At 70.6% G+C, this 24,402-nt stretch carries 28 protein-coding genes; 13 read left to right on the top strand and 15 right to left on the bottom strand.

Going from position 1 to position 24,402, the window contains the following annotated elements:
* Window positions 1–20: 20 nt before the first annotated feature.
* Window positions 21–1,103: a thioredoxin gene (locus ACWEOH_RS04080; protein WP_452028485.1), complete on the top strand. Its 1,083-nt coding sequence runs from the start codon at window positions 21–23 to the stop codon at window positions 1,101–1,103.
* Between the two features lie 40 nt (window positions 1,104–1,143).
* Here ACWEOH_RS04080 and ACWEOH_RS04075 read toward each other — a convergent pair whose 3' ends face one another.
* Window positions 1,144–2,088 (bottom strand): DUF389 domain-containing protein, encoded by a 945-nt coding sequence (locus tag ACWEOH_RS04075; RefSeq protein WP_452028483.1) that lies wholly within the window; start codon window positions 2,086–2,088, stop codon window positions 1,144–1,146.
* A gap of 125 nt (window positions 2,089–2,213) precedes the next feature.
* Between ACWEOH_RS04075 and ACWEOH_RS04070 the strand changes: the two genes are divergently transcribed.
* The gene (locus tag ACWEOH_RS04070; RefSeq protein WP_452028481.1) at window positions 2,214–3,146 is read left to right on the top strand and encodes an alpha/beta fold hydrolase; all 933 of its coding nucleotides are present in this window, start codon (window positions 2,214–2,216) and stop codon (window positions 3,144–3,146) included.
* Window positions 3,147–3,178: 32 nt separating this feature from the next.
* Window positions 3,179–3,676 carry a hypothetical protein gene (locus ACWEOH_RS04065; RefSeq protein ID WP_452028479.1) on the top strand — a complete coding sequence of 166 codons (498 nt, stop codon included), beginning with the start codon at window positions 3,179–3,181 and terminating at the stop codon, window positions 3,674–3,676.
* A gap of 14 nt (window positions 3,677–3,690) precedes the next feature.
* Here ACWEOH_RS04065 and ACWEOH_RS04060 read toward each other — a convergent pair whose 3' ends face one another.
* Window positions 3,691–4,737: an NADPH:quinone reductase gene (locus tag ACWEOH_RS04060; protein ID WP_452028477.1), complete on the bottom strand. Its 1,047-nt coding sequence runs from the start codon at window positions 4,735–4,737 to the stop codon at window positions 3,691–3,693.
* 207 nt (window positions 4,738–4,944) lie between these two features.
* Here ACWEOH_RS04060 and ACWEOH_RS04055 point away from each other — a divergent pair, with 207 nt between their 5' ends.
* The gene (locus tag ACWEOH_RS04055; protein WP_452028476.1) at window positions 4,945–5,439 is read left to right on the top strand and encodes a dehydrogenase; all 495 of its coding nucleotides are present in this window, start codon (window positions 4,945–4,947) and stop codon (window positions 5,437–5,439) included.
* Window positions 5,436–6,521, top strand: coding sequence for a winged helix DNA-binding domain-containing protein (locus ACWEOH_RS04050; protein ID WP_452028474.1), 1,086 nt, complete (start codon window positions 5,436–5,438; stop codon window positions 6,519–6,521). Before ACWEOH_RS04055 ends, ACWEOH_RS04050 begins: the two co-directional genes overlap by 4 nt.
* Here the strand turns inward: ACWEOH_RS04050 and ACWEOH_RS04045 are convergent.
* Window positions 6,502–8,469: an acyl-CoA dehydrogenase family protein gene (locus ACWEOH_RS04045; RefSeq protein ID WP_452031840.1), complete on the bottom strand. Its 1,968-nt coding sequence runs from the start codon at window positions 8,467–8,469 to the stop codon at window positions 6,502–6,504. The genes ACWEOH_RS04050 and ACWEOH_RS04045 overlap by 20 nt on opposite strands.
* A gap of 213 nt (window positions 8,470–8,682) precedes the next feature.
* On the opposite strand from ACWEOH_RS04045, the gene ACWEOH_RS04040 reads away from it, so the two are divergent.
* The gene (locus tag ACWEOH_RS04040; protein ID WP_452028472.1) at window positions 8,683–9,936 is read left to right on the top strand and encodes a glycosyltransferase; all 1,254 of its coding nucleotides are present in this window, start codon (window positions 8,683–8,685) and stop codon (window positions 9,934–9,936) included.
* A gap of 46 nt (window positions 9,937–9,982) precedes the next feature.
* On the opposite strand, the gene solA is transcribed toward ACWEOH_RS04040, so the two are convergent.
* The gene (gene solA, locus ACWEOH_RS04035) at window positions 9,983–11,176 is read right to left on the bottom strand and encodes an N-methyl-L-tryptophan oxidase (RefSeq protein ID WP_452028471.1); all 1,194 of its coding nucleotides are present in this window, start codon (window positions 11,174–11,176) and stop codon (window positions 9,983–9,985) included.
* Between the two features lie 51 nt (window positions 11,177–11,227).
* Window positions 11,228–12,040, bottom strand: coding sequence for an alpha/beta fold hydrolase (locus ACWEOH_RS04030; RefSeq protein ID WP_452028469.1), 813 nt, complete (start codon window positions 12,038–12,040; stop codon window positions 11,228–11,230).
* Between the two features lie 126 nt (window positions 12,041–12,166).
* On the opposite strand from ACWEOH_RS04030, the gene ACWEOH_RS04025 reads away from it, so the two are divergent.
* Window positions 12,167–12,424, top strand: a complete 258-nt coding sequence (locus tag ACWEOH_RS04025; RefSeq protein ID WP_452028468.1) for a zinc-ribbon domain-containing protein — start codon at window positions 12,167–12,169, stop codon at window positions 12,422–12,424.
* A gap of 70 nt (window positions 12,425–12,494) precedes the next feature.
* On the opposite strand, the gene ACWEOH_RS04020 is transcribed toward ACWEOH_RS04025, so the two are convergent.
* Window positions 12,495–12,962 carry a VOC family protein gene (locus ACWEOH_RS04020; RefSeq protein ID WP_452028466.1) on the bottom strand — a complete coding sequence of 156 codons (468 nt, stop codon included), beginning with the start codon at window positions 12,960–12,962 and terminating at the stop codon, window positions 12,495–12,497.
* A gap of 106 nt (window positions 12,963–13,068) precedes the next feature.
* Between ACWEOH_RS04020 and budA the strand changes: the two genes are divergently transcribed.
* From budA to ACWEOH_RS04005, 3 genes are all read left to right on the top strand, one after another.
* Window positions 13,069–13,827, top strand: a complete 759-nt coding sequence (gene budA, locus ACWEOH_RS04015; RefSeq protein ID WP_452028464.1) for an acetolactate decarboxylase — start codon at window positions 13,069–13,071, stop codon at window positions 13,825–13,827.
* A gap of 4 nt (window positions 13,828–13,831) precedes the next feature.
* Window positions 13,832–14,260, top strand: coding sequence for a hypothetical protein (locus ACWEOH_RS04010; protein WP_452028462.1), 429 nt, complete (start codon window positions 13,832–13,834; stop codon window positions 14,258–14,260).
* A 66-nt stretch (window positions 14,261–14,326) separates the two neighbouring features.
* Window positions 14,327–14,866, top strand: a complete 540-nt coding sequence (locus ACWEOH_RS04005) for a dihydrofolate reductase family protein (protein ID WP_452028460.1) — start codon at window positions 14,327–14,329, stop codon at window positions 14,864–14,866.
* A 70-nt stretch (window positions 14,867–14,936) separates the two neighbouring features.
* On the opposite strand, the gene ACWEOH_RS04000 is transcribed toward ACWEOH_RS04005, so the two are convergent.
* Entirely contained in the window at window positions 14,937–15,377 is a 441-nt protein-coding gene (locus ACWEOH_RS04000; RefSeq protein ID WP_452028458.1) for a VOC family protein, read from the bottom strand.
* A gap of 129 nt (window positions 15,378–15,506) precedes the next feature.
* Between ACWEOH_RS04000 and ACWEOH_RS03995 the strand changes: the two genes are divergently transcribed.
* A complete protein-coding gene (locus ACWEOH_RS03995) occupies window positions 15,507–16,301 on the top strand; it encodes an SDR family NAD(P)-dependent oxidoreductase (protein ID WP_452028456.1) in 795 nt (264 codons plus the stop codon).
* 4 nt (window positions 16,302–16,305) lie between these two features.
* On the opposite strand, the gene ACWEOH_RS03990 is transcribed toward ACWEOH_RS03995, so the two are convergent.
* The 5 genes from ACWEOH_RS03990 to ACWEOH_RS03970 form a co-directional block, all read right to left on the bottom strand.
* Window positions 16,306–16,929: an MBL fold metallo-hydrolase gene (locus ACWEOH_RS03990; RefSeq protein WP_452028455.1), complete on the bottom strand. Its 624-nt coding sequence runs from the start codon at window positions 16,927–16,929 to the stop codon at window positions 16,306–16,308.
* 10 nt (window positions 16,930–16,939) lie between these two features.
* Window positions 16,940–17,362, bottom strand: coding sequence for an acyl-CoA thioesterase (locus ACWEOH_RS03985; protein ID WP_452028453.1), 423 nt, complete (start codon window positions 17,360–17,362; stop codon window positions 16,940–16,942).
* 46 nt (window positions 17,363–17,408) lie between these two features.
* Window positions 17,409–17,984 carry a dienelactone hydrolase family protein gene (locus ACWEOH_RS03980; protein ID WP_452028451.1) on the bottom strand — a complete coding sequence of 192 codons (576 nt, stop codon included), beginning with the start codon at window positions 17,982–17,984 and terminating at the stop codon, window positions 17,409–17,411.
* Between the two features lie 141 nt (window positions 17,985–18,125).
* Window positions 18,126–18,455 (bottom strand): YciI family protein, encoded by a 330-nt coding sequence (locus tag ACWEOH_RS03975; protein ID WP_452028449.1) that lies wholly within the window; start codon window positions 18,453–18,455, stop codon window positions 18,126–18,128.
* Window positions 18,456–18,500: 45 nt separating this feature from the next.
* The gene (locus ACWEOH_RS03970) at window positions 18,501–19,100 is read right to left on the bottom strand and encodes a dihydrofolate reductase family protein (RefSeq protein WP_452028447.1); all 600 of its coding nucleotides are present in this window, start codon (window positions 19,098–19,100) and stop codon (window positions 18,501–18,503) included.
* 190 nt (window positions 19,101–19,290) lie between these two features.
* On the opposite strand from ACWEOH_RS03970, the gene ACWEOH_RS03965 reads away from it, so the two are divergent.
* The gene (locus ACWEOH_RS03965; protein ID WP_452028445.1) at window positions 19,291–19,641 is read left to right on the top strand and encodes a metallopeptidase family protein; all 351 of its coding nucleotides are present in this window, start codon (window positions 19,291–19,293) and stop codon (window positions 19,639–19,641) included.
* A 49-nt stretch (window positions 19,642–19,690) separates the two neighbouring features.
* Here the strand turns inward: ACWEOH_RS03965 and ACWEOH_RS03960 are convergent, their stop codons facing one another.
* The 3 genes from ACWEOH_RS03960 to ACWEOH_RS03950 all read right to left on the bottom strand — a co-directional run bounded on the left by ACWEOH_RS03960 (window position 19,691) and on the right by ACWEOH_RS03950 (window position 22,546).
* Window positions 19,691–20,239, bottom strand: coding sequence for a GAF domain-containing protein (locus ACWEOH_RS03960; protein WP_452028443.1), 549 nt, complete (start codon window positions 20,237–20,239; stop codon window positions 19,691–19,693).
* A gap of 73 nt (window positions 20,240–20,312) precedes the next feature.
* Complete coding sequence (locus ACWEOH_RS03955; protein ID WP_452028441.1) at window positions 20,313–21,521, bottom strand: serine hydrolase domain-containing protein; 1,209 nt, start codon at window positions 21,519–21,521, stop codon at window positions 20,313–20,315.
* 128 nt (window positions 21,522–21,649) lie between these two features.
* Window positions 21,650–22,546: an NAD(P)H-binding protein gene (locus ACWEOH_RS03950; protein WP_452028440.1), complete on the bottom strand. Its 897-nt coding sequence runs from the start codon at window positions 22,544–22,546 to the stop codon at window positions 21,650–21,652.
* 286 nt (window positions 22,547–22,832) lie between these two features.
* Between ACWEOH_RS03950 and ACWEOH_RS03945 the strand changes: the two genes are divergently transcribed.
* Window positions 22,833–24,236 (top strand): recombinase family protein, encoded by a 1,404-nt coding sequence (locus tag ACWEOH_RS03945; protein ID WP_452028438.1) that lies wholly within the window; start codon window positions 22,833–22,835, stop codon window positions 24,234–24,236.
* Window positions 24,237–24,402 lie beyond the last annotated feature (166 nt).

Below are 24,402 nucleotides of genomic sequence, written 5' to 3'. Positions count from 1 at the left end.
CCACACCACGGGAGGCTCACATGTCCGATGACGACCGCGGCGACGCATCCGCCGCCGACGCAGTGATCGCGCGGGAGGGCCGCGGCGGCCTGTTCCGCTCGCTCGCCCACCGGCTGGCGGGCGACCACGACGTGCTGCCCGACGAAGGGCGCCTGCCGTCGTTCGGCCGGGCGACGAGCTGGCTGAACTCCGAGCCGCTGACGCCCGAGAGCCTTCGCGGTCGGGTCGTGCTCGTCGACTTCTGGACCTACACCTGCGTCAACTGGCTGCGGACCCTGCCGTACCTGCGGGCCTGGGCCGAGAAGTACGAGGACGCCGGACTGACCATCGTCGGCGTGCACACCCCCGAGTTCGGCTTCGAGGCCGACCTGCGGAACGTGGTGGCGCAGACCCGGAACCTCGGGGTCCGCTACCCGGTCGCCGTCGACAGCGACTACGGCGTCTGGAACGAGTTCGCGAACCGCTACTGGCCGGCGATCTACCTCGCCGACGCGAACGGGCGGCTGCGGTTCCACCACTTCGGCGAGGGCGAGTACGCCATGACCGAGATGGCGATCCAGCAGCTCCTCGTCGAGGCGGGGGCGCGAGACCTCGACACCGACCTCGTCGTCGTCGAGCCGCGGGGTCTCGAGGTGGCGGCCGACTGGCGTTCGCTGCGGAGCCCCGAGACCTACCTCGGCTACCGGCAGAGCAGCGGGTTCGTCTCGGAGCACGGGGAGTACTACGACCGCCCGCACGTGTACTCGGGCGGGCACCGGCTGCTCACCAACACCTGGGACCTCACGGGCGACTGGACGGTCGCGAGCCACGCCGCGGTCCTGAACGCGCCGGGCGGCCGGATCTCGTTCGCCTTCCACGCCCGAGACGTCAACCTCGTGATGGGACCGCTGGACCCCGGAGCCTCCGTGCCGTTTCGGGTCACGCTCGACGGTCAGGCCGCGGGTCAGTCGGGTGGGACCGACGTCGACGACGACGGCCGGGGCGTGGTCACCGAGCAGAACACGTACCAGCTGGTCCGCCAGGCGGACCGGGTCGCCGATCGCGTGATCGAGATCGACTTCCTCGAGGCCGACGTCGAGGCGTACTGCTTCACCTTCGGGTGAGCGGTGCGCCTCGAACGGCGTCCGGGTGCGGCTGGACTGCTCAGGACCGCGCTCGGGATCGCTGGCGCGTCCGCGACATCCGCTGCGCGGCGAGCTGCACCGTCAGGGTGAGCGAGCCGGCGACGACGATGGAGGTCAGGTTGATCAGGAGCTGCAGGGTCGCAGGTCCGGCCTCGTCCCAGGCGCGGACGGACACGGCGACCGCGATCGCGGCGGCTGCGGGGATCGTGGTCACCGAGATGAGCACGCCGATCAGGGCGCCCGACTTCGCGGACGTGAGCGAGAGGATGCCGGCGATGCCCGCGAGGAAGGCCACGATCCAGCTGAGCGCGTCGGGCGACCAGATGAACTCGGTCGACGGATGCGCCTCGACGAACGGGTTCCCCCGGAACACCCCGACCGACCGCAGGATCGCCCCGAAGGCGATCGTCACCACGATGGCGAACGCGAATCCGGTGAGGAGCGTCATCACCGAGCGCCATGCGATGCGCGGCCGACGTCGCACGATGCCGACCGCGATCGCCGCGAGCGGTCCGAACTCGGGTCCGACCACCATCGCCCCGACGATGAGGATCGGCTGGTCGATCACGACGCCCACCGCGGCGATCATCGTCGCGATCGACATGAACGTGAGGAACGTCGCCGAGAGGCGCACCTCGTCGCTCGTGCGGGCCTCGACCTCCTCCCAGACGACGGCGTCGTCCTCGCCGCCGAAGTCCTCGTCCCGGCTGCTGCGGCCATCGATCCTGAGGTCGAGGTGCTCGGCCGAGATGGAGCCCGACTCGCCGAGCCCGACGGCCTCCAGCCGCTCGAGCAGGTCGCTCGCCTCCGTGCGATCGACATCGAAGAGGACGACGTCGCCGGCCGGCGACACCCCGGCACCCGGATGCACGACGAGATTCGTGACGTCAGGGGTGGTGTCGGCGATCACGGCGTCGACCGCGCCGCGGAGTCCCCGCGGGACGATCAGCCTGACGTGAAGCACGTCGCAAGTCTCGCCGATCGCGGGTGGTGCGCCGGCCTGCCACGCCCGACATGCGCGGTCGGTGAGCGAGCGGCTCGCTGGTCCGTTCGAGGCACGGCGTGGGCGGGTCGAGGCAGACTGAGCGGATGACGCGGGGCGACGTGCAGCGATTGCGGGTCTCGCGACCCGACGGGGCCGAGCTGGCGGCCGAGGTGATCGGCGAGGCGGCGCATCCGTTCGTGCTCCTTGTGGCTGGGGCCGACTGCTCGATGGACTGGTGGCGACCCGAGTTCTGCGCCGAGCTCGCCGCGCTGGGACTCCGCGTGATCCGCTACGACCAGCGCGGGACGGGGGAGACGACGCTCGGCCCTTGCGGCACGCGGCGTGCGGGGCTGCCGACGGCGCTCGGGGACGCCCTCGCCGTACTCGACGCGGCGCAGGCGCTCGACGCCGGCCCGGGGCACGACGCGCACTGGGTCGCGTTCTCGGCGGGCGGTTGGGTCGCGCAGCTCGCGGCGCTCGACCATCCCGACCGCGTCCGGTCGCTCACGCTCATCTCGACCCGGCCGACAGGCCCGGGGTCGGCCGACCCCGACCTGCCCGAGGTCGCCGATCGGCTGGCGACGACATGGGAGCATCCGCCGCCCGAGCCCGACTGGAATGACCAGGCGGCTGTCATCGACCACCTCGTCGACGTGGATCGCGACTACGCGGGCGACGAGTTCGACGAGGGGCACGAGCGGGCGATCTGGACCGCGACCGTGCGCCGGTCGCCCGGCATGCACCGCGACGAAGGCGGCGCCGACCTGTTCGACGAGGCTCCGCACTGGCGGGAGCGCCTGGGCACACTGCAGGTGCCGACCATGGTGCTGCACGGCACCGCGGATCCGCTGTTCCCGATCGGCAACGGCGAGGCGCTGGCTCGCGAGATCCCCGGCGCGCGATTCGAGTCGTTGCCCGGCGTCGGGCACGAGCTGCCGCCGCGTGCGTGGAAAGCGGTCGTGGAGGCGGTCGCGTCGGCCGCCGCAGGTCGACGTTCGTCCGAGGAGGCAGGACCTCCGAATGGCGGGGCCGCTTGACGCTCTGCGGGCCGCGGACGAGGATCGGTTCCGTGCGGCGATGGTCGATCCTGATCGCCGCGGCGGTGGTGATCGCCGGCATCACGGGGTGCACCGGCACCTCCGAGCCTCGCGAGACCGACGCGGACAGCACCAGCGCGGCTTCGAACCCGTCGAGCGTCGACGACTACGTCTCGAGCGTGAATGCGCTGTGCCGCGCGCTCGTCGCGGAATCGATCGCGGTGCGCGGCGGCGCCGAGTTGTCGCTCGAGAGCTATCTCGACCTGAAGTCCGAGCGCGTGATGCTGCGCGCGGCCTTCGACGACGAGGTCGATTCGATCCCGGTCGCCCATTCCGACCAGGACGCGGCCGACCTCTTCGACGCGTACCGCGCGTGGTCCGATGATGCCGAGGCGAAGATCGCGGCCGCGGCGGAGAATGGTGATCCGGCGACGTTCGAGGCCGCGGTGGACGAGTATGGCGAGGTGCTCGCGGCCACGACCTGGAGGCAGGACCTCGCCGCCGTCGGCATCAGTTGCCCGGCGCGGTGACGGGCGGAGCCGGCCTACGAGGCCGCCTCCGCGGCATCCGTTGCGACGTCGATGAGGACCTTGCCGACCGTGCCCGCCTCGACCGCGTCGTGGGCCTCGGCCGTGCGCTCGAGCGGGAAGCGCGTCAGCGGCAGGCCCGCGTCCTCGCCGACGGGCAACGCGCCGTCCTCGAGGGCCCGCGTGATGTCCTCGGCCGCCGCCGCGAGCGCGGCATCGCCGACGGTGTACAGCAGCAGGAACTGGTAGCGCACGTTGAGCGAGAAGTGCCGGCGGACGTCGAGCGTCATCTCGGTGCCGCCATCCGTCGCGTAGACCGAGACCGAGCCGTGGTTCGCGAGGATGCGGCCGTTGAGCTCGGCGTTGCGCGCGGGTGAGACCTCGACGACCTGGTCGACGCCGTCGGGCGCGATCGCGCGGATCGCCTTCGCTGCGTCCTCCATGCGGTAGTTCACGACATGCTGCGCGCCGGCGGCGGTCGCGAGTGCCGCCTTCTCGGGCGAGCTCACCGTGGTGACGACCTGCGCGCCCGACCAACGAGCGAGTTGGATCGCCGCGTGCCCGACCGCACCGGCTCCGCCCGCGACGAGTACCGTGCGTCCGTCGAGCGCGCCCGGTCCGAGTCGCGACGGTCCGCCCTGGTGCACGGTGAGCGCACGATGGGCGGTCATCGCGGGCACGCCGAGGGATGCCCCGAGCGCGAAGCCCGCGGCATCCGGCAGGTGCACGACCCGCGCGGCGGGCAGCACCGCATACTCCTGCGCCGTGCCGGTCGGACGCCCGTGCGCCGCGAGGAACACCCACACCCGGTCGCCGACCGCGAACCCGGTGACGCCCTCGCCGACCGCGTCGACGACGCCGGCGCCGTCCTGGTTCGGCACGACCTCGGGGAACGGCGTCGCCCTCCCGGCGCCCGCGCCGGCGCGCGCCTTCCAGTCCGTCGGGTTGACGCCCGACACGACGACGCGCACGCGCACCTCGCCGAGTCCAGGCTCGGGGAGGTCGCGCTCGACGAGCTGCAGGACGGAGGACGGGCCGGTCTGGGCGTACGCGATCGCTCTCATGCTGGTGGCAACGTCGGGCGGTTCGCGGGTGTTCCGGCGCGGGCCTGATGCAGGAAGAACCGTCGGCCGGTCGGCGCGTCGGGGCACGACACGCCGCCGGTGTGCGGCACGTTCCTGCATTCGGCGTGGGATGGCCGGGAAGTCGGCAGCGTGGCCCTCAGTTCGCCAGCTGCGCGAGAATGGAACCCGAGGACGAGGGGTTTCGACATGGCTGAGCACGTGACCGATTCGACGACGGATGCCGCGACGCCGGATGCCGCAACGCCGGCACCGACCGGGACCGAGGCCGCCGCGCACGACCACGCGCACTACGCGATCGGATGTCCCGAGTGCTTCGAGGAGCTGCAGCAGAACCACGACTGGTGGAAGGCGCGCCCCGAGGGCTCCCGGCTCGTCGGCCTTGTCGTGCCTCGCCCCGACATGCCCTCCGTGGTCGAGCAGCGGAACGACCTGACCCGCTTCGGCGTCGCGATCCTCGACTTCAAGCACCCGGCGCCCGAGACGCCCGAGACCTGGGAGCAGCGGCTCGGCCGCCTGTTCGAGACGCTCCAGGCCGGTGACGTGCTCGTCGTGTCGAACGAGCGCGCGCTCGGTCGCACCCCCGACGAGGTCGCCCGCACGATCCGTACGCTGCGCCGGCACGACCTCGTCGTGAAGGTGCTCGGCCGCGGCGCGCCGCACCTGGAGGATGCGCGGGCGTGACGACCGACCGCGACCTCGCGCGCTGGCGGCTGCACTCGCAGCACCTCGCCGCGCCGCTCGAGGCCGCCGAGCAGGTGGTGTCCTCCCTCCTCGCGGTGCAGGCCGAGAACGCCTCGCAGTCGGCGTGGGCGGTGGCCACGCGCACGACCGCGCCCAGCCAGGACGACCTGGGCGGCGCGCTCGCCGACGGTCGCGTGCTGCGCACCCACGTCCTGCGTCCGACGTGGCACTACGTCCACGCCGACGACGCGCGGTGGCTCCTCGAGCTCACGGCGCCGAGGGTGCTGCCCGTCATCGACCAGCAGCTTCGGCCGCTGGGCGAGCGGATGCCGCAGCTCACCGATGCGGTGACGCAGATCCTCACGAGCACCCCCGACCGCACGCGCGGCGACCTCGCGAGCGAGTTGGCCGAGCGCGGAGACGAGCTCACGGGCCAGCAGCTGATGCTCCTCCTCGCGCACCTGGAGATGCACGCCCTGGTGTGCAGCGGCGCGCCGCGCGACGGCGAGCACACGTACGCGCTGTTCGACGATCGCGTGCCTGCCGGTCGGCCGTTCGATCGCGACGAGGCCCTGACCGAGCTCGCCGGCCGCTACTTCACCTCGCACGGCCCGGCCACCGAGCGCGACCTCGCCTACTGGGCCACCCTCACCCTGACCGACGTGCGCCGTGGCATCGCCGGCGCCGCCGACCGGCTCGAGTCGTTCGAGCACGACGGCCGCACCTACTGGCACGCGCCCGGCGACGTCCCCGCCTCCGCCGAACCGGCGGGCCACCTGCTCCAGGTGCTCGACGAGATGTATCGGGGCTACCAGGATTCGCGATGGCTGATCGACACCGAGGGCCTCGCATCGCGCGCCCGCGAGACCGCGATCGGCATGGCGCTGGTCGACGCACAGCTCGTCGCCGGCATGCGACGCACGGTCGGCCCGAAGGCCGTCACGTTCGCGGTGTACCCGCACCGCGCCCTGCGCCCACGCGAACTCGAGTCGATCCACGACGCGGCCGACCGGTACGCCGACTTCCTCGGCCTCGAACCGCGGGTCGAGCTCGAGGAACGCCCTACTCCTTCGTCGGCCTGATGACCCGACGCGCCACGTTCTCGGCCGCGTCCGCCGGGATCTCCTCGGTGATCCAGGGCCCGGTGCCCTCGCTCACGTCGATGATGCCCTGCTCGAGCCAGGTGTAGCGGCCGTCGAGCACGCGCTCGGCGAGGCGTTCGTCCGTGGCATCCGTGTTGTGCCAGAGCTCGTCGAGCAACCGCTCGGTGCGGTGACGAGACTGCTCGGCGAAGGTGGCGGCGAGCTGGTACGCCGACTTGCCGTCCTCGGGGGAGTCGGCAGCGATCATCATCGCTCGCACGCACGACGCGGAGACGGCGAACAGCTCGGCGCCGATGTCGACGACGCGGGCGAGGAAGCCCTGCTTGTGCTCCAGGCCGCCCTGCCAGCGGGCCATGCCGTAGAAGGTCTCGCGGGCGAGCTTGCGAGAGGTGCGCTCGACGTAGCGCAGGTGCGTCGCGAGCGCGCCGAACTCGTCGAACGCCGTGGGGATGTCGCCCTTGCCGGCGACGAGCTGCGGCAGCCAGCGGGCGTAGAACCCGCTCGCCGAAACCGCGGCCTTGAGCTTGCCGGCCAGGTCCTGGTGCGGGTCGATCAGGTCGCCCGCGGCCTTGAGGTGGGCGTCGACGGCCTCGCGCGCGATGAGCAGGCGCATGATCTCGCTCGAGCCCTCGAAGATGCGGTTGATGCGGAGGTCGCGGAGCATCTGCTCGGCGGGCACCGCGCGCTCGCCGCGGGCAGCGAGCGACGGGGCCGTCTCGAACCCGCGGCCGCCGCGGATCTGCACGAGCTCGTCGGCGATCTTCCACGCCATCTCGGATGCCCACAGCTTGGCGAGCGCCGCCTCGATGCGGATGTCCTTGCGACCCTCGTCGGCGAGCACGCCCGACAGGTCGACCACGGCTTCGAGCGCGAACGTCGTCGCGGCGATGAACGCGATCTTGTGCGCGACGGCGGCATGCTCGCCGATCGGCTTGCCCCACTGCACGCGTGCGTTCGACCACTCGCGCGCGATCTTGAGGCTCCACTTGCCGGCGCCGGCACAGATCGCCGGGATGGCGAGCCGACCGGCATTGAGGGTGGTGAGCGCGATCTTGAGCCCCTCGCCCTCGCGGCCGATGAGGTTCTCCTTCGGGATTCGCACCTCGCGCAGCGACGTCAACCCGTTCTCGAGGCCGCGCAAGCCCATGAACGCGTTCCGGCGGTGCACGGTGATGCCCGGGGCATCCGCCTCGACGATGAAGGCGCTGATGCCGCCGCGGTGACCGTCGGACTTCGGGACGCGGGCCATCACCACGAGCAGCTCGGCGACGACGCCGTTCGTGGTCCAGAGCTTGGTGCCGTCGATCACGTACTCGGAGCCGTCCTCGCTCGGAACCGCGGTCGCGCGCAACCGCGCCGGGTCGGAGCCGACCTCGGGCTCGGTGAGCAGGAACGCGCTGATCGCACCCGTCGCGCAACGCGGCAGGTACTGCCGCTTCTGCTCCTCGGTGCCCGCGAGCACGAGCGGTTCGGGCAACCCGACCGACTGGTGCGCGGAGAGCAGTGCGACGACGGCCGGGCTCACGGTGCCGATCATCGTCAGGGCGTGGTTGTAGTAGTACTGCCCGAGCCCGAGGCCGCCGTACTCGACGGGGATCTTCATGCCGAAGCATCCGAGCTCGGCGAGCCCCTGGTAGACCTCGTCGGGGATGCGCGCATCGCGCTCGATCTGCGCCCCGTCGACCGTTCGCAGGTACGCCTCGAGGTCGGCCATGAACTGCTCGCCGCGGTCGCGGCGATCGGGAGCCGGCCTGGGGTGCGGATGGATCAGGTCGAGGTCGAACTGGCCGAGGTACAGGCCCTTCGCGAAACTCGGCTTCCGCCATTCCTGCTCGCGCGCCGCCTCGGCGACGGCGCGCGACTGCTGCTCGTCGACCTGCGGCGGCTGCGCGTCGCCGTGCTGTCCGTCGGCATGCCGCTGCGGCACGTCGACGCCCTCGCCCGGGGGAACGGTGGACTCTCGGATGGTGGTCACGCGAACCTCCTCGTTCGTGGCCAATCTACGCTCGGGCACGAGGCGGAACCAGAGGTTGACTGGCGCGCCGGCGACGGGTGCGGCGGGTGATCGGGGGTCCCACGGATGCAGGCGACCGCGCGCGACGATACGCTCGGCGGCAGCCGACCCGGAAGGCGATCGCCGATGACACCGAACCCGCAGCGCACCTACCTGTTCGCCCTGACGGATGCCGGTGGCACCGTGCCGCCGGAGGTCGGCGTCGTGCGCCGCATCGCCGAGCGCGGCCACCGCGTCGTCGTGCTGGCCGACGACACGATGGCGGCAACGGTCGAGGCGGCAGGCGCCGAGGTGCGCACGTGGACGCGGCCGAACGAGGAGTTCCGCGATTGGGGGTTCCGCAGCCCGATGGCGCAGGCCCGCGGCATGGCCGAGCACATGCTCGTCGGTCCCGCCCCGCGCCAGGCCGACGAGACGGGTGCCGCGATCGACGAGCTCGAACCCGACCTCGTGGTCACCTCGGGCTTCGGTCTCGGCGCGATGATCGCCGCCGAGTCGCGCGGCCTCCCGTTCGACCTGCTCATGCCGAACGTCTACGTGCTGCCCGCCGACGGGATGCCGCCGTTCGGCGCCGGGCTGCGCCCCGCCCGCGGCCCGCTCGGACGCGGCCGCGACGCCGCGATGCGGAAGGCGAGCGCCGCCCTCATCGACCGCTACGCGCTGGGCGACCTCAACGACGTCCGCCAGGCGCACGGCCTCGACGCCCTCTCGACGCTGTGGGAGCAGATGCGCGGCGCTCGACGCCAGCTCGTGCTCACGTCGGCGGCCTTCGACTTCCCGGCGACCCTGCCCGACAACGCGCGGTACGTCGGGCCCATCCTCGACGATCCGGGGTGGGCGGATGCCGCGGACTGGCAGCTTCCTCCGGGGGACGCGCCGCTCGTGGTCGTCGCCATGTCGTCCACCTTCCAGAACCACGTCGACTGCCTTCAGCGGATCGCCGACGCCCTCGGCGGCCTACCGGTGCGCGGGCTCGTGACGACGGGGCCGGCCGTCTCGCCGGAGGCGATCCCCGCCGCCGCGAACGTGGTCGTCGTGGCATCCGCCCCGCATCGCGAGGTGCTGCCGCTCGCCGATCTCGTCGTGACCCACGGCGGCCACGGAACCGTGATCAAGGCGCTCGCCGCGGGCGCACCGCTCGTGATCCTGCACCATGGACGCGACCAGGCCGACAACGCGGTGCGCGTCACGTCCCGGGGCGCCGGTGTCGCCGTGCCGCGCGGGGCCTCGAGCGCGCGGATCGCGCGGGCGATCGAGACGGTGCTCGACGATCCGAGGTACCGCGCCGCGGCGCGCGAGCTGGGTCAGGCGATCGCGCGCGATGCCGAGAGCACTGCGCTGATCGAGGAGCTCGAGGGGGTGCCGGCGCGGGCGCGGTGAACTCAGGGCGTCGCGCTGGCTTCACTCGGCTCTGATTTCGTGCGCCTCAGCCGCTGAACCGCCGCGGGTCGAGGAACGCGGCATCCGTGAAGTGCTCCTCGCCGACGACCGACTGCGCGACGAGCTCGCCGAGCGCCGACGCGTGCTTGAACGAGTGACCCGAGCAGCCGCCGCCGACGACGACGCGCGGATGGTCCGTGGCCCCGAGGACGAACAGCTGGTCGGGCGTGTGCGTCATGATGCAGGTCGTCACGCCCGACGGCTCGGGCTCGAGGTCGGGGAACGTCGCGGCGACGAGGTCGCGGATGCCGTCGGTCTCGCCGGGATGCACGACCCGGTCGATCGCGTCGGGGTCGTCGGCGACGAACGGGCCGTCGAACTCGGGCCCGACCTTCGCGTCGAAGCCGCCGAAGCCCTCCTTCGAGCCTGGGCCGGACGCCGGCACGACGCCGTGGCCCCAGATCCACGTGTCGTGCCCGGGCACGCTGCGGATGAACACCGGCAGCACGTCGAGGTCGGCGTCGTGTCCCTCGCGCGCGCGGAACCACGTCATGATCACGCGGTGCGGCGTGAGCGGCAGGTCGGGCACGAACCGGGTGATCCATGGGCCGGATGTCACGGCGACCTGCCGAACGCGGTACGTCGCGGCATCCGTCAGCACCGTGACGCCGTTCGCGTCGGGCTCGATCGCGACCACGCGAGTGCCCGTGAGGATGCGGGCACCGGCTGCGCGGGCGGCGTCGGCCGCCGCGACGATCGCCGCCTCGGGGCGCAGGATCCCGGCCTCGGGATCCCAGACACCGACGTCGCCTGGATTCGTGCGGGCGTGCGCGGGGAAGCGGCTCGCGATCTCGTCGGGGTCGAGCCGCTCGACGGGCAGGTCGTGCGCCTCCGCCGCCACAAGCGTGCCCTCGATGATGTGCGAGTCGGGTGGTCCGATCATCAGGCCGCCCGTCTCGAAGAACAGCGACTGACCAGCGGATGCCTCGAGCTCACGCCACAGGTCGCGGGCGCGCCGCGCGATGGGCGTGAGCCCCGGGTGCTCCAGGCACGCCACACGGAACAGGCGCGTCTTGCCCGTGGACCCGCCCCACGCGTTCCCGGGCTCGAATTGCTCGAACCCGATCACGTCGACTCCGCGCGCGGCGAGCCGCCAGGCGGCGCTGGACCCGACCGCGCCGAGTCCGATGACCGCGGCCTCCGCGTCGAAGCCGGTGTCGTCGTCGGTCGTGGTGCTCATCCTTCGATTCTCGCGCCTCAGGTCCGGCGGCGGGCGTGATCGCAATCGGGTTCACACGGCGAGCCGCGCCGCGATCTGCTCGTAGACGGCGGGGTTCGTCGAGTACCCGGTGTGCGAGGCGATGAGATCCCGCGGATCATCGACCGCGAGGTCGACGGGCGGCGTCCTCGCCCACGCGAACGCCTCCGCCGCCAGGAACGACAGCGGATCGCGGGGGTTGTAGAGGTTCAGCCAGGGCGACACGGGGTCGCGGCGATCGGGGCCCTGGAACTGCGGGCTCGCTCCGAGCACGTAGAGGAGGGAGCTCTGGCTGCCCACCGTGACCGTGAGGTCGATGCGACCGTCGTGATCGGCGCTCGCCACGTCGATGGCGATGATCCCGCCGAGGCTGTGCCCGACGACGACGACGGGCTGCGACTGGTCGGCGTTCGCGATCTCCTGGGCGACGAGCCGACGGATGTCGTCGACGACGGTCGTGGCGTTGTCGACCCTGAAGTAGTAGACGACGTACTGCAGGAAGTCGGCCAGCTCCTGCGAGAGTCCCGCGCGGTGGCGCGTGAGGATGTCGGTGAGCAGCCGTCTCGCCATGTCGAAGTCGCCGCTCTGATCGCGGGCCTCCTTGGCGAAGTCGTCGGCGAAGGCCTCGACCGGATGCCGCGGGTCGTTCGGGTCCGACCCGCGTGCGTCCGGCGGCAGCACGGGGTCGAGCACCGCCCGCGGCGGGCAGTACTCCTCCCACGGCACGTACGCCAGCGTGAAGTCCGCAAGGGTCGGATTCTGTTGGAGCATCCCGCCGATCGCGGCCTTGTTGCGCTCGTGATCCTGCTGGCCGGTGCCGTGCAGGTAGACGACGGTGCCGTTCACGCGAACCACCCCTACGGTTCAGCGAACCGCGTCGGGCCGGTCGTCGCAAGCCCCAGCTTCGTGCCGTGAGGGTTCGTGCACAGGTGTGCCCCCTCCGCTTTCAGGCGGACTCCGTAGCATCGGAGCATGTTCCTGTTCATCGGGGTGTTCCCGCGCGAGCGGGAGCTCGCCGTGGCGCGATTCCACTGCGATCGCTGTCACGAGGACGCCGAGCAGCACATCATCGAGAGCGGCAGCCGGCTCTGGCTGTTCTTCATCCCGCTCTTCACGTTCTCGCGCCAGTACGTCGTCGTGTGCGAGCACTGCGGCGCGGTCACGGAAGTGACGCGCGAGTTCGCCAAGCGCGCGGCCGACCTCGCCGCGCACGGCGGCCAGCTGCGCTGAGGCGCGAGCCCGCGGCATCCGGCAGCCCGCGGCATCCGGAGCCCGCGGCATCCGGAGCGCTGGACCGCCGTCAGGCGTTCTCGAGCTCCGCGATCACGATCTTCTTCTGCTGCATGAAAACCTGGACCTGCGCCGGGGTGCTCATGAGGTCGCCCAAGATGCGGGGGATGACCTGCCAGCTCACGCCGAAGCGGTCCTTGCACCAGCCGCACTGCTCGGATTCGGGCACGTGCGAGAGCTTCGACCAGTAGTCGTCGATCTCGGCCTGGTCGGCGCACCAGACGATGAACGAGATCGACTCGTTGAACCGGAACAGCGGGCCGCCGTCGAGGCACGTGAACCGCACGCCGTTCAGCGTGAACTCGCCGTTGAGGACCTTGCCCGACATCCCCTGGAAGTGCTCGTCGAGCGACTCGTCGGGATACTCGTCGATGCGCTCGATCCGCGAGTTCGGGAACACGCTCACGTAGTACTCCATCGCCTCGCGGGCGTTGTCGTCGAACCACAGGCACGGCTGGATCGGTGTCACCTCGGCCATCGCTTGACCCCCTCGTCGGATGCGTCGTGTCCCCGGCCACGCTACGCCGATGCCTCGCCGTGATCGAGCGGTCCCGCGGGCGGAGGCCCGGAGTACGCTCCGAACCGTGACGACTCCACTGCACGAGACGGATGCCGCGGTGACGCAGTTCGCAGTGCTCGACGCGCTGCTCGCCGGCGCCTACGAGTCGGGCCTGCGAGTCGACGAGGCGACCGCGATCGGCGACTTCGGGCTCGGCTGCGTCGACCACCTCGGCGGCGAGGTCGTCATCTTCGACGGCACGGCGATCGAGTGCACGCTCGACGGTCCGCCGGTGGCGATGGGCGGCGACGAGATCCTTCCGTTCGCGATCGTGTGCCGGTTCCCCGACGTGCCGGCGGTCGGCGTGGGCGCGCAGGATTTCACGGGCTTCGCGGCATCCGTCGAGGGGATGCTCGCGAGCCGGAACCTCTTCCATGCGGTGCGGTTCGACGGCGTGTTCTCGGAGGTGCGCGTGCGCGTGACGCCGCGGCAGCACCATCCCCTCCCGCGGCTCGCAGAGGTGACGAGCCACCAGGTCGAGACGGTGGCGCGCGGCATCCGTGGCACCGTCGTGGGGTTCTGGACGCCGGCGATCTACCAGGGGATCGCGGTCGCGGGGCTGCACGTGCACTTCCTGAGCGAGGACCGGAGCCTCGGCGGACACGTGCTCGACCTCGCCGTCTACTCGGGCGACGTGCGCGTGGCCGCGTTCGCCCGTCTCGACCTCCGGCTGCCGACCGACGAGCTGTTCCTCCGCACCGAGCTCACGCACGGCGAGGACCACCGCATCGTCGCGGTCGAGGGCGGCGGCGCGGCATCCGACGACGTGCCGGTCATACAGTGACGTGATGGATGCCTGCGCCGCGCTCGCCGAATCGATCGATCGACTCGCGGCCCGTGGGTATTCGAGCCGGCGGTTTCTGAAGGAGCTGGGACGCGCGGCCGGGGTGCGTCGCGGGCCGCTCTGGCTGCTCGACGCGGCATCCGGTGGCCGCGATCGCCTGCGCGGCCGGGGCTTCCATCCCGCCGTGGACGACGACACCGACGGGCAGGCGCGGCACTTCGCCGGGACCGTCGCCGTCGCGGCGCGGCTCGGTGGAGCGATGACGCGGTGGCTCACCGTGCACGTGCTGCGCGACGGACCCGACACCGCCGACGGGCGACTCAGCGACGGGGCCATCGAGTTCGTCCGTCTCGTGCGTTCCGGCGAGCTGCCCCAGTCGGATGCCGCGGGCTGGGTGCGCGAACGGCTGTGCCATGCTCCGGCAGGCGACTGACGGGCGGATTCCACCACACCGCGCAAGCCGGTGACATCCGGCCGTGAAGCGGGCAGGCTGGAGCGCATGGGAAAGGTGACGATCTCATTCGAGATGACGCTTGACGGGGCATTCGACCAGATGGACCAGTGGTTCGACGAGAACGATCCGGGGGTGCAGCGGGCCTCGGACGAGCTCGTCTTCGGCGCCGACGCGGTGCTGCTCGGACGGGAGAGCTACGAGTTCTTCCGCGAGTACTGGCCCAAGCAGACCGATGATCGCGGCTTCGCAGCGCACTACAACGCGCTGCCGAAGTACGTCGCGTCGAAGACGCTGACCGGCCCGCTCGACTGGAACGCGACCCTCATCGAGGGCGACGTGGCCGAGGCGGTGCGGCAGTTGCGCGATCGGTACGACTCGATCATCTCGCACGGCTACGGCGGGCTGGCGGCGACGCTCGTCGATGCCGGCCTGGTCGACGAGGTGCACGCCGGCATCCACCCGTTCATGGTCGGCAACGCCAAGGATCGGCTGCGCACGCCGCACCCGGTGGGCCTGCGGCTCCTCAGCCTCGAGACCTACGAGTCGGGCATCATCGCCGCGAAGTACGCGCCCGTCGGGCGCTGAGTTCCGTCGGGCGCTGAGCTCCGTCGGGCCCTGAGATCGTCGGGCGCCGCGCTTCGTCGGGGCGCCGTGCTCACCCGATCCGCTGGGCCAGCGCGACGATGATGCCCGCGGGGCCGCGCAGGTAGCAGAGCAGGTAGACGTCTTCGTAGTTCGCCACCTGGCCGAGCGGCTCGCTGCCGAACCGGCGCAGGCGAGCGACGGTGTCCTCGAGGTCGTCGACGGCGAACATGACGCGGTGCAGGCCCAACGTGTTCGGCGCCGGGCTGGCGGGCGAGGGCCAGGATGCCTCGGGCGCGAGGTACTTCGTCAGTTCGACCCCACCGTGGCCGTCGGGAGTCCGCATCATGGCGATCTCGCTGCGGACGCCGTCGAGCCCGACGGTCTGGTCGGGGACGGGCCCCTCGACCACCTGGCGTCCCTCCAGCTCCATGCCGAGCTCGGTGAAGAAGTCGACCGCCTCGTCGAGGTCGTCGACGACGATGGCGACGTTGTCCATGCGTTGGATGCTCATGCGCCCGAGCCTACGGAGGACCGCAGACGCCCGAAAAGTGCAATCACAGGGTTGCAACTCATTCGAAGAAGTGCAACTATGAGGTTGCACCACATTGGAGCGAACGATGACGTGAACGGAGGCGGCGCGATGCTGCTGGAGGACAAGGTGGCCGTGATCCACGGCGGTGGGGGCTCGATCGGAGGCGCCGCGGCGCGAGTGTTCGCGCGCGAGGGTGCACGGCTGTTCCTCGCGGGGAGGAGCCTGCCGCGACTCGAGGCTGCGGCATCCGCTGCCCGGGCCGAGGGAGCGGAGGTCTCGATCGCCGTGGTCGACGCGATGGACCAGGCCGCGGTCGACCGGCACGTCGACGAGCTGGCGGATGCCGCGGGCCGCATCGACATCGCCCTGAACGCCGTGGGATTCGACCACGTGCAGGGCCTGTCGATCGCCGAGACGTCGCTCGAGGACTACCTGCACCCCGTGGTCGGGTACCTGCAGACGAACTTCGTCACGGCGAAGGCGGTGTCGCGGCACATGATCGCGCAGGGAAGCGGCGTGATCCTCACGATCTCGACGCCAGGCGCGCGGCTCACCGGTCGCGGGTTGATCGGCAACGCGGCCCAGTCGGCCGCGCTCGAGGGATTCTCGCGGGCGCTCGCCGGCGAGCTCGGACCCGACGGCGTGCGGGTGGTCTGCGTGCGTCCGCACGCGATGTCGGATGCGCTCGCCACCTCGTACACGCGCGAGATGTTCGGGCGGATCGCCGACGCCGGTGGGACGCCCCTGGACGAGTGGTTCACGGGCCTGGTCGGCATGACGCTGCTCGGCCGGCTGCCGGTGCTCGACGAGATCGCGGAGTACCTCGCCTTCGCGGCATCCGATCGGGCACGCTCGATGACCGGCGCGATCGCGAACCTCTCGGCGGGCGCGCTCGTCGACTGAGCTGCTAGACCGTCAGCGGGTGCTCGGCGTCGAACCGAGCGGGCCTGCCATGTCCGAAGAGGACGAGTCGAGGGTCGAGCTCCGCGAGCTTCTCCATCGACTGCCGATTCCGATCGACGTCGACGGAGAGGCCCTTCGGCGACCCGGTCAGGCCGAACTGGTGGAAGAGCACGTCGCCGCAGATCAGCACCCCGTCGGAGGCTCGCCAGAGGGCGATGCTTCCAGGCGTGTGACCGGGGACCTCGACGACGGTGAAGTCGGACACCTCGTCGCCCTCGACGAGGTCTCGATCGACGACGTGCGATCGCGTCGGGAAGATCGAGAGCGGCCACCGCAGCGCGTTGCGGGCGAGCTGTGGCGTGCCGGACTCGACGGCGTCGTGATCCGCCTTGCCGACCCAGAGCTCGATGCCCAGCCTGTCGCAGACGGCAGCGCTCCCGCCGAAGTGGTCGGGGTGGGCATGCGTGATGACGTGGGCGGTCATCTCTCGGCCCTGCAGTTGCCTGCGTATGCGTCGCGGCCCCAACCACGTCGCAGCGTCGACGAGCACATCGCCGACGAGGTAGACGTTCAACGCGTAGGGCGGGAACCCGCTGAGCAGGTGGACGCCTGGGGCGACGGTGCGCACGATCGCCTCCTCAGGCCTCGTCCTCGAAGAACAGCGATGCGTGCTCCTCCGGCCAGTCCGTCGCGCGACGCGTGCGGGCGTCGACGTGCGCCACGATCATGAGGCACGTCGCAACCGTCGTGCCCGCGGCATCCGTCATCGTGCACTCGATCATCGCGTCGGGCCCGCGGAACTCGCGCACGAAGGAGGTGATCGTGATCTCCTGATCGGCGCCGACCGACTTGATGAAGTCGATCTCCATGCGGCGGATCCAGGTCATGAAACCCAGCGTGCCGAGCGTGGGGAGGTCCCAGCCGGCATACTTCGCGAGGCCCTCCATGCGGTGGTCGGTGAAGTACCTGGCGTAGTTGCCGGTGCTCACATGCTGGAAGGGATCGAGCTCGGAGAACGCGATGCGGTGCGTCGTCTCGTAGACGACCGGCTTGATCGTCATCTGGCCCCCGTTCCGTTCGACTCGGCTCACGCGCCGGTCGCGGTCGTCAGTCGGTTCGCGCGAGGAACGCGAGCACCCGCTCGGTGAGCAGCTTCGCTGCGCCGGCGTCGTAGCCCGGCAGGCTGGAGTCGGCGAAGTAGTGCTGGTCGCTCGGGTAGAGGAACAGCTCGGCGTCGTCGACGGATGCCACGAGGTCGCGTGCGGCGTCGACGTCTCCTTCCTCCATGAAGATCGGGTCGGCGTCCGCCCCGTGGATCTGCACCGGCAGGCCGGCCGGCCACTCGCCGAACTCCTCGGGCGGAACACAGGAGTAGAAGAACAGGGCGCCTCGCGCGCCGGGCCGGTTCTGCGCGAGCATCTGCGCGGGCATGACCCCGAGCGAGAAGCCCCCGTAGACGAGCTCGTTCGGCAGCGACTCCGCCGCGCGCTGCCCACGCGCCATGATCTCCTCCCAGCCGACCTCCCTCGCGTAGCCGACGCCGTCCTCGATGGTGCCGAACGTGCGTCCCTCGAAGAGATCGGGGGTGTGCACCGTGTGGCCCGCTTCGCGCAGTTCATCGGCGAACGCGCGCAGGCCGTCGGTGGGTCCGAGTGCGTGGTGGAAGAGCAGTACATCGGCCATCGTGTGTGGGTCCCCGTCCTCTGATCGAGCATCGACTGCGGTCGGTCGAAACCTACTCGGTAGGACCGACACTGTCGACCGGTCGGGCGGATGCCGCGTGCAGCGGCACGCGGCATCCGTCGGCCTGGCTCACACCACCGCTCACACCTCCAGGAACGGACGCACCTCGACCCGCCGGTTGCACGCCTTCGACCCGTCGGCCATGAGCGCGAGGGCGACGTCGAGGTCGGGCGCGTCGATGATCCAGAAGCCGGCCATGTGCTCCTTCGACTCGATGAAGGGACCGTCGGTGAAGACCGGCTGCTCGCCTCGTCCGTCGATGACGGTCGACGTCTCGGGCGCCGCGAGACCGCCGGCGAACACCCAGTGGCCGCCGGCCCGGAGCCGGTCGTTGAACTCGTCGATCGCGACCATCTCCTCGGCGGTGCCGGAGTTGGTCGTGTCGTCGATCACGGAAACCAGGTACTGCATCTCATACCTCCTGAAAACAAGGACATTCTCTGCGTCGTGCGGGCTTCACGCGTACTGCGGGCGCCCGCTCGGCCGGTAGGTCTGCACCGTGATGCCCGGGTCGAACGTGCGCGATTCGAGCAGCTCGAGGGCGAAGTCCCGCCCCGTCTCGGGGAACAGCCGGGTGCCGCCGCCGACGATCACCGGGAACACGACGAGCGTCATCTCGTCGACGAGCTCGTGCTCGAGCAGCCAGCGGATCAACTGCCCGCTGCCGTGCACCTGCAGCTCACCGCCCGGCTGGGCCTTCAGCTCGCGGATCGCCGCTTCGAGATCGCCGGACAGCACGGTCGTGTCGGCCCACTGCGGGTCGGTGATCGTGTTCGACGCGACGTACTTCGGACGCGAGTTCAGCGAGCGCACGAACGGGTTGTCGACGTCGTCCTGCACACCCCAGTAGCCGGCGAACAGCTCGTACGTGCGCCGCCCGAACAGGAACGCGTCGGCACGCAGATAGTAGTCGCCGATGTAGTCGACCGACTCCTGGTCGCCGAGCGGAAGCGCCCACCCGCCGCGGTCGAACCCGGGGTCGAACTCGGGGTTGTTCCCGCCGTTCGCCTGCATCACACCGTCGACGGTGATCTGGGTGTTGGTGATCAGCTTCATGATCGTGGTCCTCTCTCGGGGCGCCCACTCCGGGCAGCCTCTCACCATTGCCACGAACACGGATGCCGCGATCCGACAACCGCGCGAAACATTCTTCGCTTTCGCCGGATCGGGCCCGTGACCCTGCGACCGTGTTTCGCTCAGCGCGAATGCGCGAGCCGCTCCGATTCCGGGCACGGACAATTGGGTCATGGTCGAGATCTCGGACGACGACTTCGAGCGCATGGTCGGCGAGGTGTACGACTCGCTGCCCGACGACATGGTCCGGGGGCTCGAGAACGTCGCGATCCTCATCGAGAACCAGCCGGCGGGGCAGTGGCCGCGGTTGTACGGGTTGTACAGCGGGCGCCCGCTGAAGACGCGCGGAGTGTACGGATACGGAGAGCTTCCCGACCGCATCACGCTGTTCAAGAACAACATGCAGGCGCACAGCCTCGACCTCGATTCGCTGCGTGCGCGGGTGCGCATCACGCTCGTGCACGAGATCGGCCACTACTTCGGGCTCGACGACGCGCGGCTGCGGGAGCTCGGCTGGGCGTAGGGCACCGCGCGGCATCCGTCACGCGTTCGGCGCACGTGCGAGCACTCGATCAGCTCACCCCGTCGCTGGGGCGCCTGTCGAAGGCTTCGAGCGTCTCACCGATCAGGGCTGCGAACTCGCGGATGCTCGCCTCGTCGGATTCGTCGAAGTCGCGCCCACCGCTCTTGTCGCTCAGCTGCAGCATGCCGTGACGTCGACCGTCGTCGCTGCAGACACTCGTGGCCAGCCATCCCCGCATCGGCGGGTGGGCGCCGGCGAACGGTCCGAAGGCCTGGTAGAGGGGATGCGACAACACCTCGGCGTCGGTCAGGCGGATGACCTCGCCGGGTGGGATCCTCATCCCGTGCAGGCCGTCGCCCCTCGGGTCGACTCGGAAGTCACGGAACGCGGCGTACTTCTCGCTCATGCTGAAGTACTTGCGAGCCTGCGACGAGTCGCCGATCCAGAGCTTGGCGGCCGCCAGCTCGGCCCCGGTCAGCGCGCGGGCGATCCTGCAGGTGCGGCGCAGCAGCGCGTCGAGCTGCGCGGCGAACACGGGCTCGGGCGAGGAGGCCGACAGGATCGGCGTGATCTCGATCCCGACCTCACCGGGCTCCATTGCACCAACCTAGCGCGCGGGGCGCGACACGATGGGGCTCGGACGCTTGCCGGTGACGAGCGATGCTGGCCGTTTACTCGTCACATTCGTCGTTCGAGGTGGCGGCCACCGACTCCGGCAGCACCGGGAGCAGCGCCCTGAGGACCTTGGCGAACTCCTCGCCGGTGCCACCGTCTCCGTTGCCGATCAGGGCGAGCACGGCCTCTGAACCCTCGAAATACTGCACGTGCGCGCCGTATCCCGGCTCGGCGCCGCTGTGGCTGAGGTCGAGGAGGCAGCCGGAGTCGGGGTCGACGTGGACCAGCACGGCGAGGCCGTACTCGTACCCCGGGGCCACGGCCCCGGGCGCACGGTCGGCGATGCGTGCGGCCTGCAGTTCCGGGGTGAGCCCATACCCGTCGCCGAGTGCGACGCCCCAGGTGTGGAGATCGTCGATCGTCGAGAGCATGGCTCCGGCGGCCCAGGACTCGTGGTTGGCCCAGTCGGTGGTGTCGGTGGGCTGCGGGAGCTGCGGGCAGAACTCGGAGTAGCCGTGGTTCAGCGGCTCGGCAAGCACCCCGTCGGGAGCGAACCGGCTGCGCGTCATCCCGAGCGGCCCGACCAGGTGCTCGTCGATCAGCGTGCCGAGGTCGGTGCCGGTCGTCTTCTCGAGGATGCGTCCGAGGAGGAAGGTGTTGAATCCCGAGTAGTTGTCTCCCTCGCCGGGGGCGAAGTCCGCACGCGGCGTCGCTGCGCCGATCGCGATCATCTCATCGGGCGTGATCGTCGAGTACGGATCTGCGCAGATCCGATCGATCTGCGCCTGGCCCGGACTGCCGATGCCGCTCGACATGTTCATGATCATTCGAACGGTGATCTCGTCCGCGAGCGGGAAATCGGGATACCACTCGTCGATCGTGTCGTCGAGGGTGAGTCCGACTTCTCCGTCCCCGATCACCTGCAGCGCAACCGTGCCGACCAGGGTCTTGGTGATGCTCCCGATCTTGGACTGATTGGTTCGGTCCATCGGCTCGTTCGAGGCGAGGTCCGAAACGCCCCGGGTGGCCACCCATTCGTCTTCGCCGGGGATCCAGAGCCCGACGGTCACGCCGGGCATGCTCGATGCCTCGAAGCCCTCGTCGAGGGCGGCCTCGAATTGCGCCCGCACGTCGGCATCGAGGGAGGCATCAGCAGCAGCGGTCGACGGCGACGAACCGTCGCCCGCCGGCGCCGCGACGCATCCGCCCAACATGAACACCGCGATCGTCGCGACCGTGACGACCGCCCATCTCGAGTTCCGCATCGCAGCCCCCCTCGGTGTCATTCGCGACACTACGCCGCGGGTGCTCAGCCCCGACGAAGGGAGCTGCCCCACTTCTGGGGTCGATCGGCGTCAGGGCCCCCGGGCTCAGCCAGCGATTCGCGCCGAGGTCAGCGGCTGACCCGCAGGTCGCGCCATCCGAACCCGCCGGGTTCGGGAAGCGCCCCGCGGATCTGCGCTGCCGTGAACATCCGCCGCGGTCGCAGGTCGTCGGGCACGGATGCCGCGGGCGGCGCGGCATCCGTCACGCCCTCTGCCAGCATGCGCACCTGGGCCTTCGAGACGAGCGGCACCTTCATCGTCCATTCGGCGACCTGCGCGAGCGCGTACTGCGCCCACACCGGCCACGGCACCACGATCACGCGGCGGTCGACGACGGATGCCACGCGTCGCACGGCCTTCGACAGCTTCAGCTGTTCGGCGCCGACGACCGCGACGGTTTCGCGCGACATCCGCCCGTCGACCGCGGCTTCGAGGATGTCGGTGAGGTCCTCGATCGGGATGGGCCGGATCGGCAGCTCGCGGAAGCCGACGGTCGCGAAGACCGGCAGCGTCTGCACGGTGTGGCTGAGGTGGTCGATGAGGTGGTCGCCTCGGCCGTAGATCATGCCGGCCTTCAGGATGGTGTAGTCCAGGCCGGAGTCGCGGATGAGCGCCTCGGCGGCCCACTTCGACTCGTGGTAGGGCGATCCGCAGTCGGGCCGTGCCCGCAGGAAGCTCAGCATGATGACCTTGCCGATGCCGGCCCGCCTCGCCGCCTCGATCACGTTGGCCGTGCCCTCGATGTGCACGCGCTGGTAGGTCTGGTCGCCGATCTCGCGGTTGATGCCGGCGCAGTGCGCAACCACGTCGCACCCTGCGAACGCGACGGCGAGCGCATCGACGTCGCCGGTGTCGACCCCAGTGCGGCGCGAGATGATGACGGATGCCTCGGGCCCGAGCCGTTCGGCCAGGTGGCGTCCGACGAATCCGGTACCGCCGGTGATCGCGGTGCGGGGATGGGTCACCACGCGAGCCTATGCCCACGCGGGGGTGGGCATGGGGCGACCGTTCTCGGTCGCGGTGCGCAGGGGCACCCTGAGCGGACCGGCGTCACGCCGCCTGGCGTCGCTGCAGCTCGAATCGGGCCCGGCCGCCGAGTCGTGGGACCTGCGCCGGGTCGACGTGCGGGGGAGGGATGAACCACACCTCGCTCGGGCCCGGGCGGATCTCCCACCCCTCGCGGTGGATCATGTGATGGCAGAAGCTGCAGAGCAGGACCCCGTTACTGGCTAATCGCTAATGTGACCTCTCATGAAGACGGTGGAGGCTGCAGCGATCTACGCCCGCATCTCGAGCGACCAGACCGGCGAAGGGCTGGGCGTGGCGCGCCAGCTCGAGGACTGCCGCCGACTCGCCGCTGACCGGGGATGGACGGTCGGCGCGGAGTACATCGACAACGACATTTCCGCATACCGGGGCAAGACCCGACCAGAGTACGCACGAATGCTCGCCGACATCGAGGCTGGTCGCATCGACGCGGTGATCGCGTACCACCAGGACCGGCTCACGCGTCGCCCAATGGAGTGGGAGCAGTTCGTTGAGCTGTGCGACCGGGCCGGGGTCGAGCAATTGGCGACGGTGACCTCGGATATCGACTTCGGCAACGACAACGGGATGCTCATCGCACGCATCACCGCCGCTGTCGCGGCGAACGAGTCCGCCCGCAAGTCCGCCCGCATCAGGCGGAAGATCCAGCAGAACGTGGAACAGGGCAAGCCCAACGGCGGCGCGCAGCGCCCGTTCGGATACGAAGCCGACAAGCTCACCGTCCGCGACTCCGAAGCCAAGATCATCCGCCAGGTCGTCGCACGGTTCCTCGCGGGCGAATCGATGCGGTCACTGGTGTCATGGATGAACGACCAGGGCATCCCGACGATGGCCAGGGCCGAGGAGTGGCGTACGCCCACGCTGCGGCAGATCCTCGCGGGCGGTCGGATCGCCGGCATCCGCGATCACCACGGGGAGCCAGCCGGCCCAGCCGCGTGGCCGGCGATCATTACCCGCGAGCAACACGACCAGATTCTCGCGATGATGCGGTCGAAGCAGCGCACCGGACGCCGCGCACCCCGCCGATACCTGCTCAGCGGACTGCTCCGCTGCGGAAAGTGCGGGAACCGGCTCTTCAGTTCCGCACGGCAAGACCGCCGCCGCTACGTCTGCGCATCCGGCCCGGACCACGGCGGCTGCGGACAACTCACCGTCGTCGCACCGCCCGTCGAGGAATGGATCGCCGCCGCCGTACTGCTCCGACTCGACACACCCGAAATGGCCGACACCCTCGCCGGTCGCGCCGCCGCAGACGAACGGCACACCGCCCTGGTCGCAGAACTCAACGCCGCCCAGTCACGCATGGCGGAACTGGCCGAAATGTTCGGGGCGGGCGAGATCTCCCGGCCCGAACTGCTCGCCGCACGAAAGCCCGCCGAAGCTCGCGTCATCGCGGCGCAACGCCAACTCGATCAGATCACCGGCACCCACGCCCTCGACGGGCTCGTCGGCAACGGCGCCGCGCTGCTCGAATCCTGGGACAACCTCAACCTCGACCGACAACACGCGATCGTCCGCGCCGTGCTGGAGTACGCGACGATCCTGCCGGGCAAGTCAGGAGCCCGGACCCTGGACCCGTCCCGCATCGTACCCACCTGGGCCAACTGAGGGCTCCGGGGTCGCGGCGCCGCCCCTCCGGGGCAGCACGCCGCGATCCCCGGACGCCCCAAGCAGGACCCCAAGTCGGGACACGACCGCCGGATCGGTCACATGCACCGGGACACCCTGAGCCGCACACGACGCGACTAACCACTCGCGCACCGCCTCCAGATCC

This window comes from Agromyces sp. NPDC004153 (assembly GCF_053603635.1).
The sequence above is the reverse complement of the archived record's forward strand: the minus strand, read 5'-3'. Positions and strand labels throughout refer to the sequence as shown.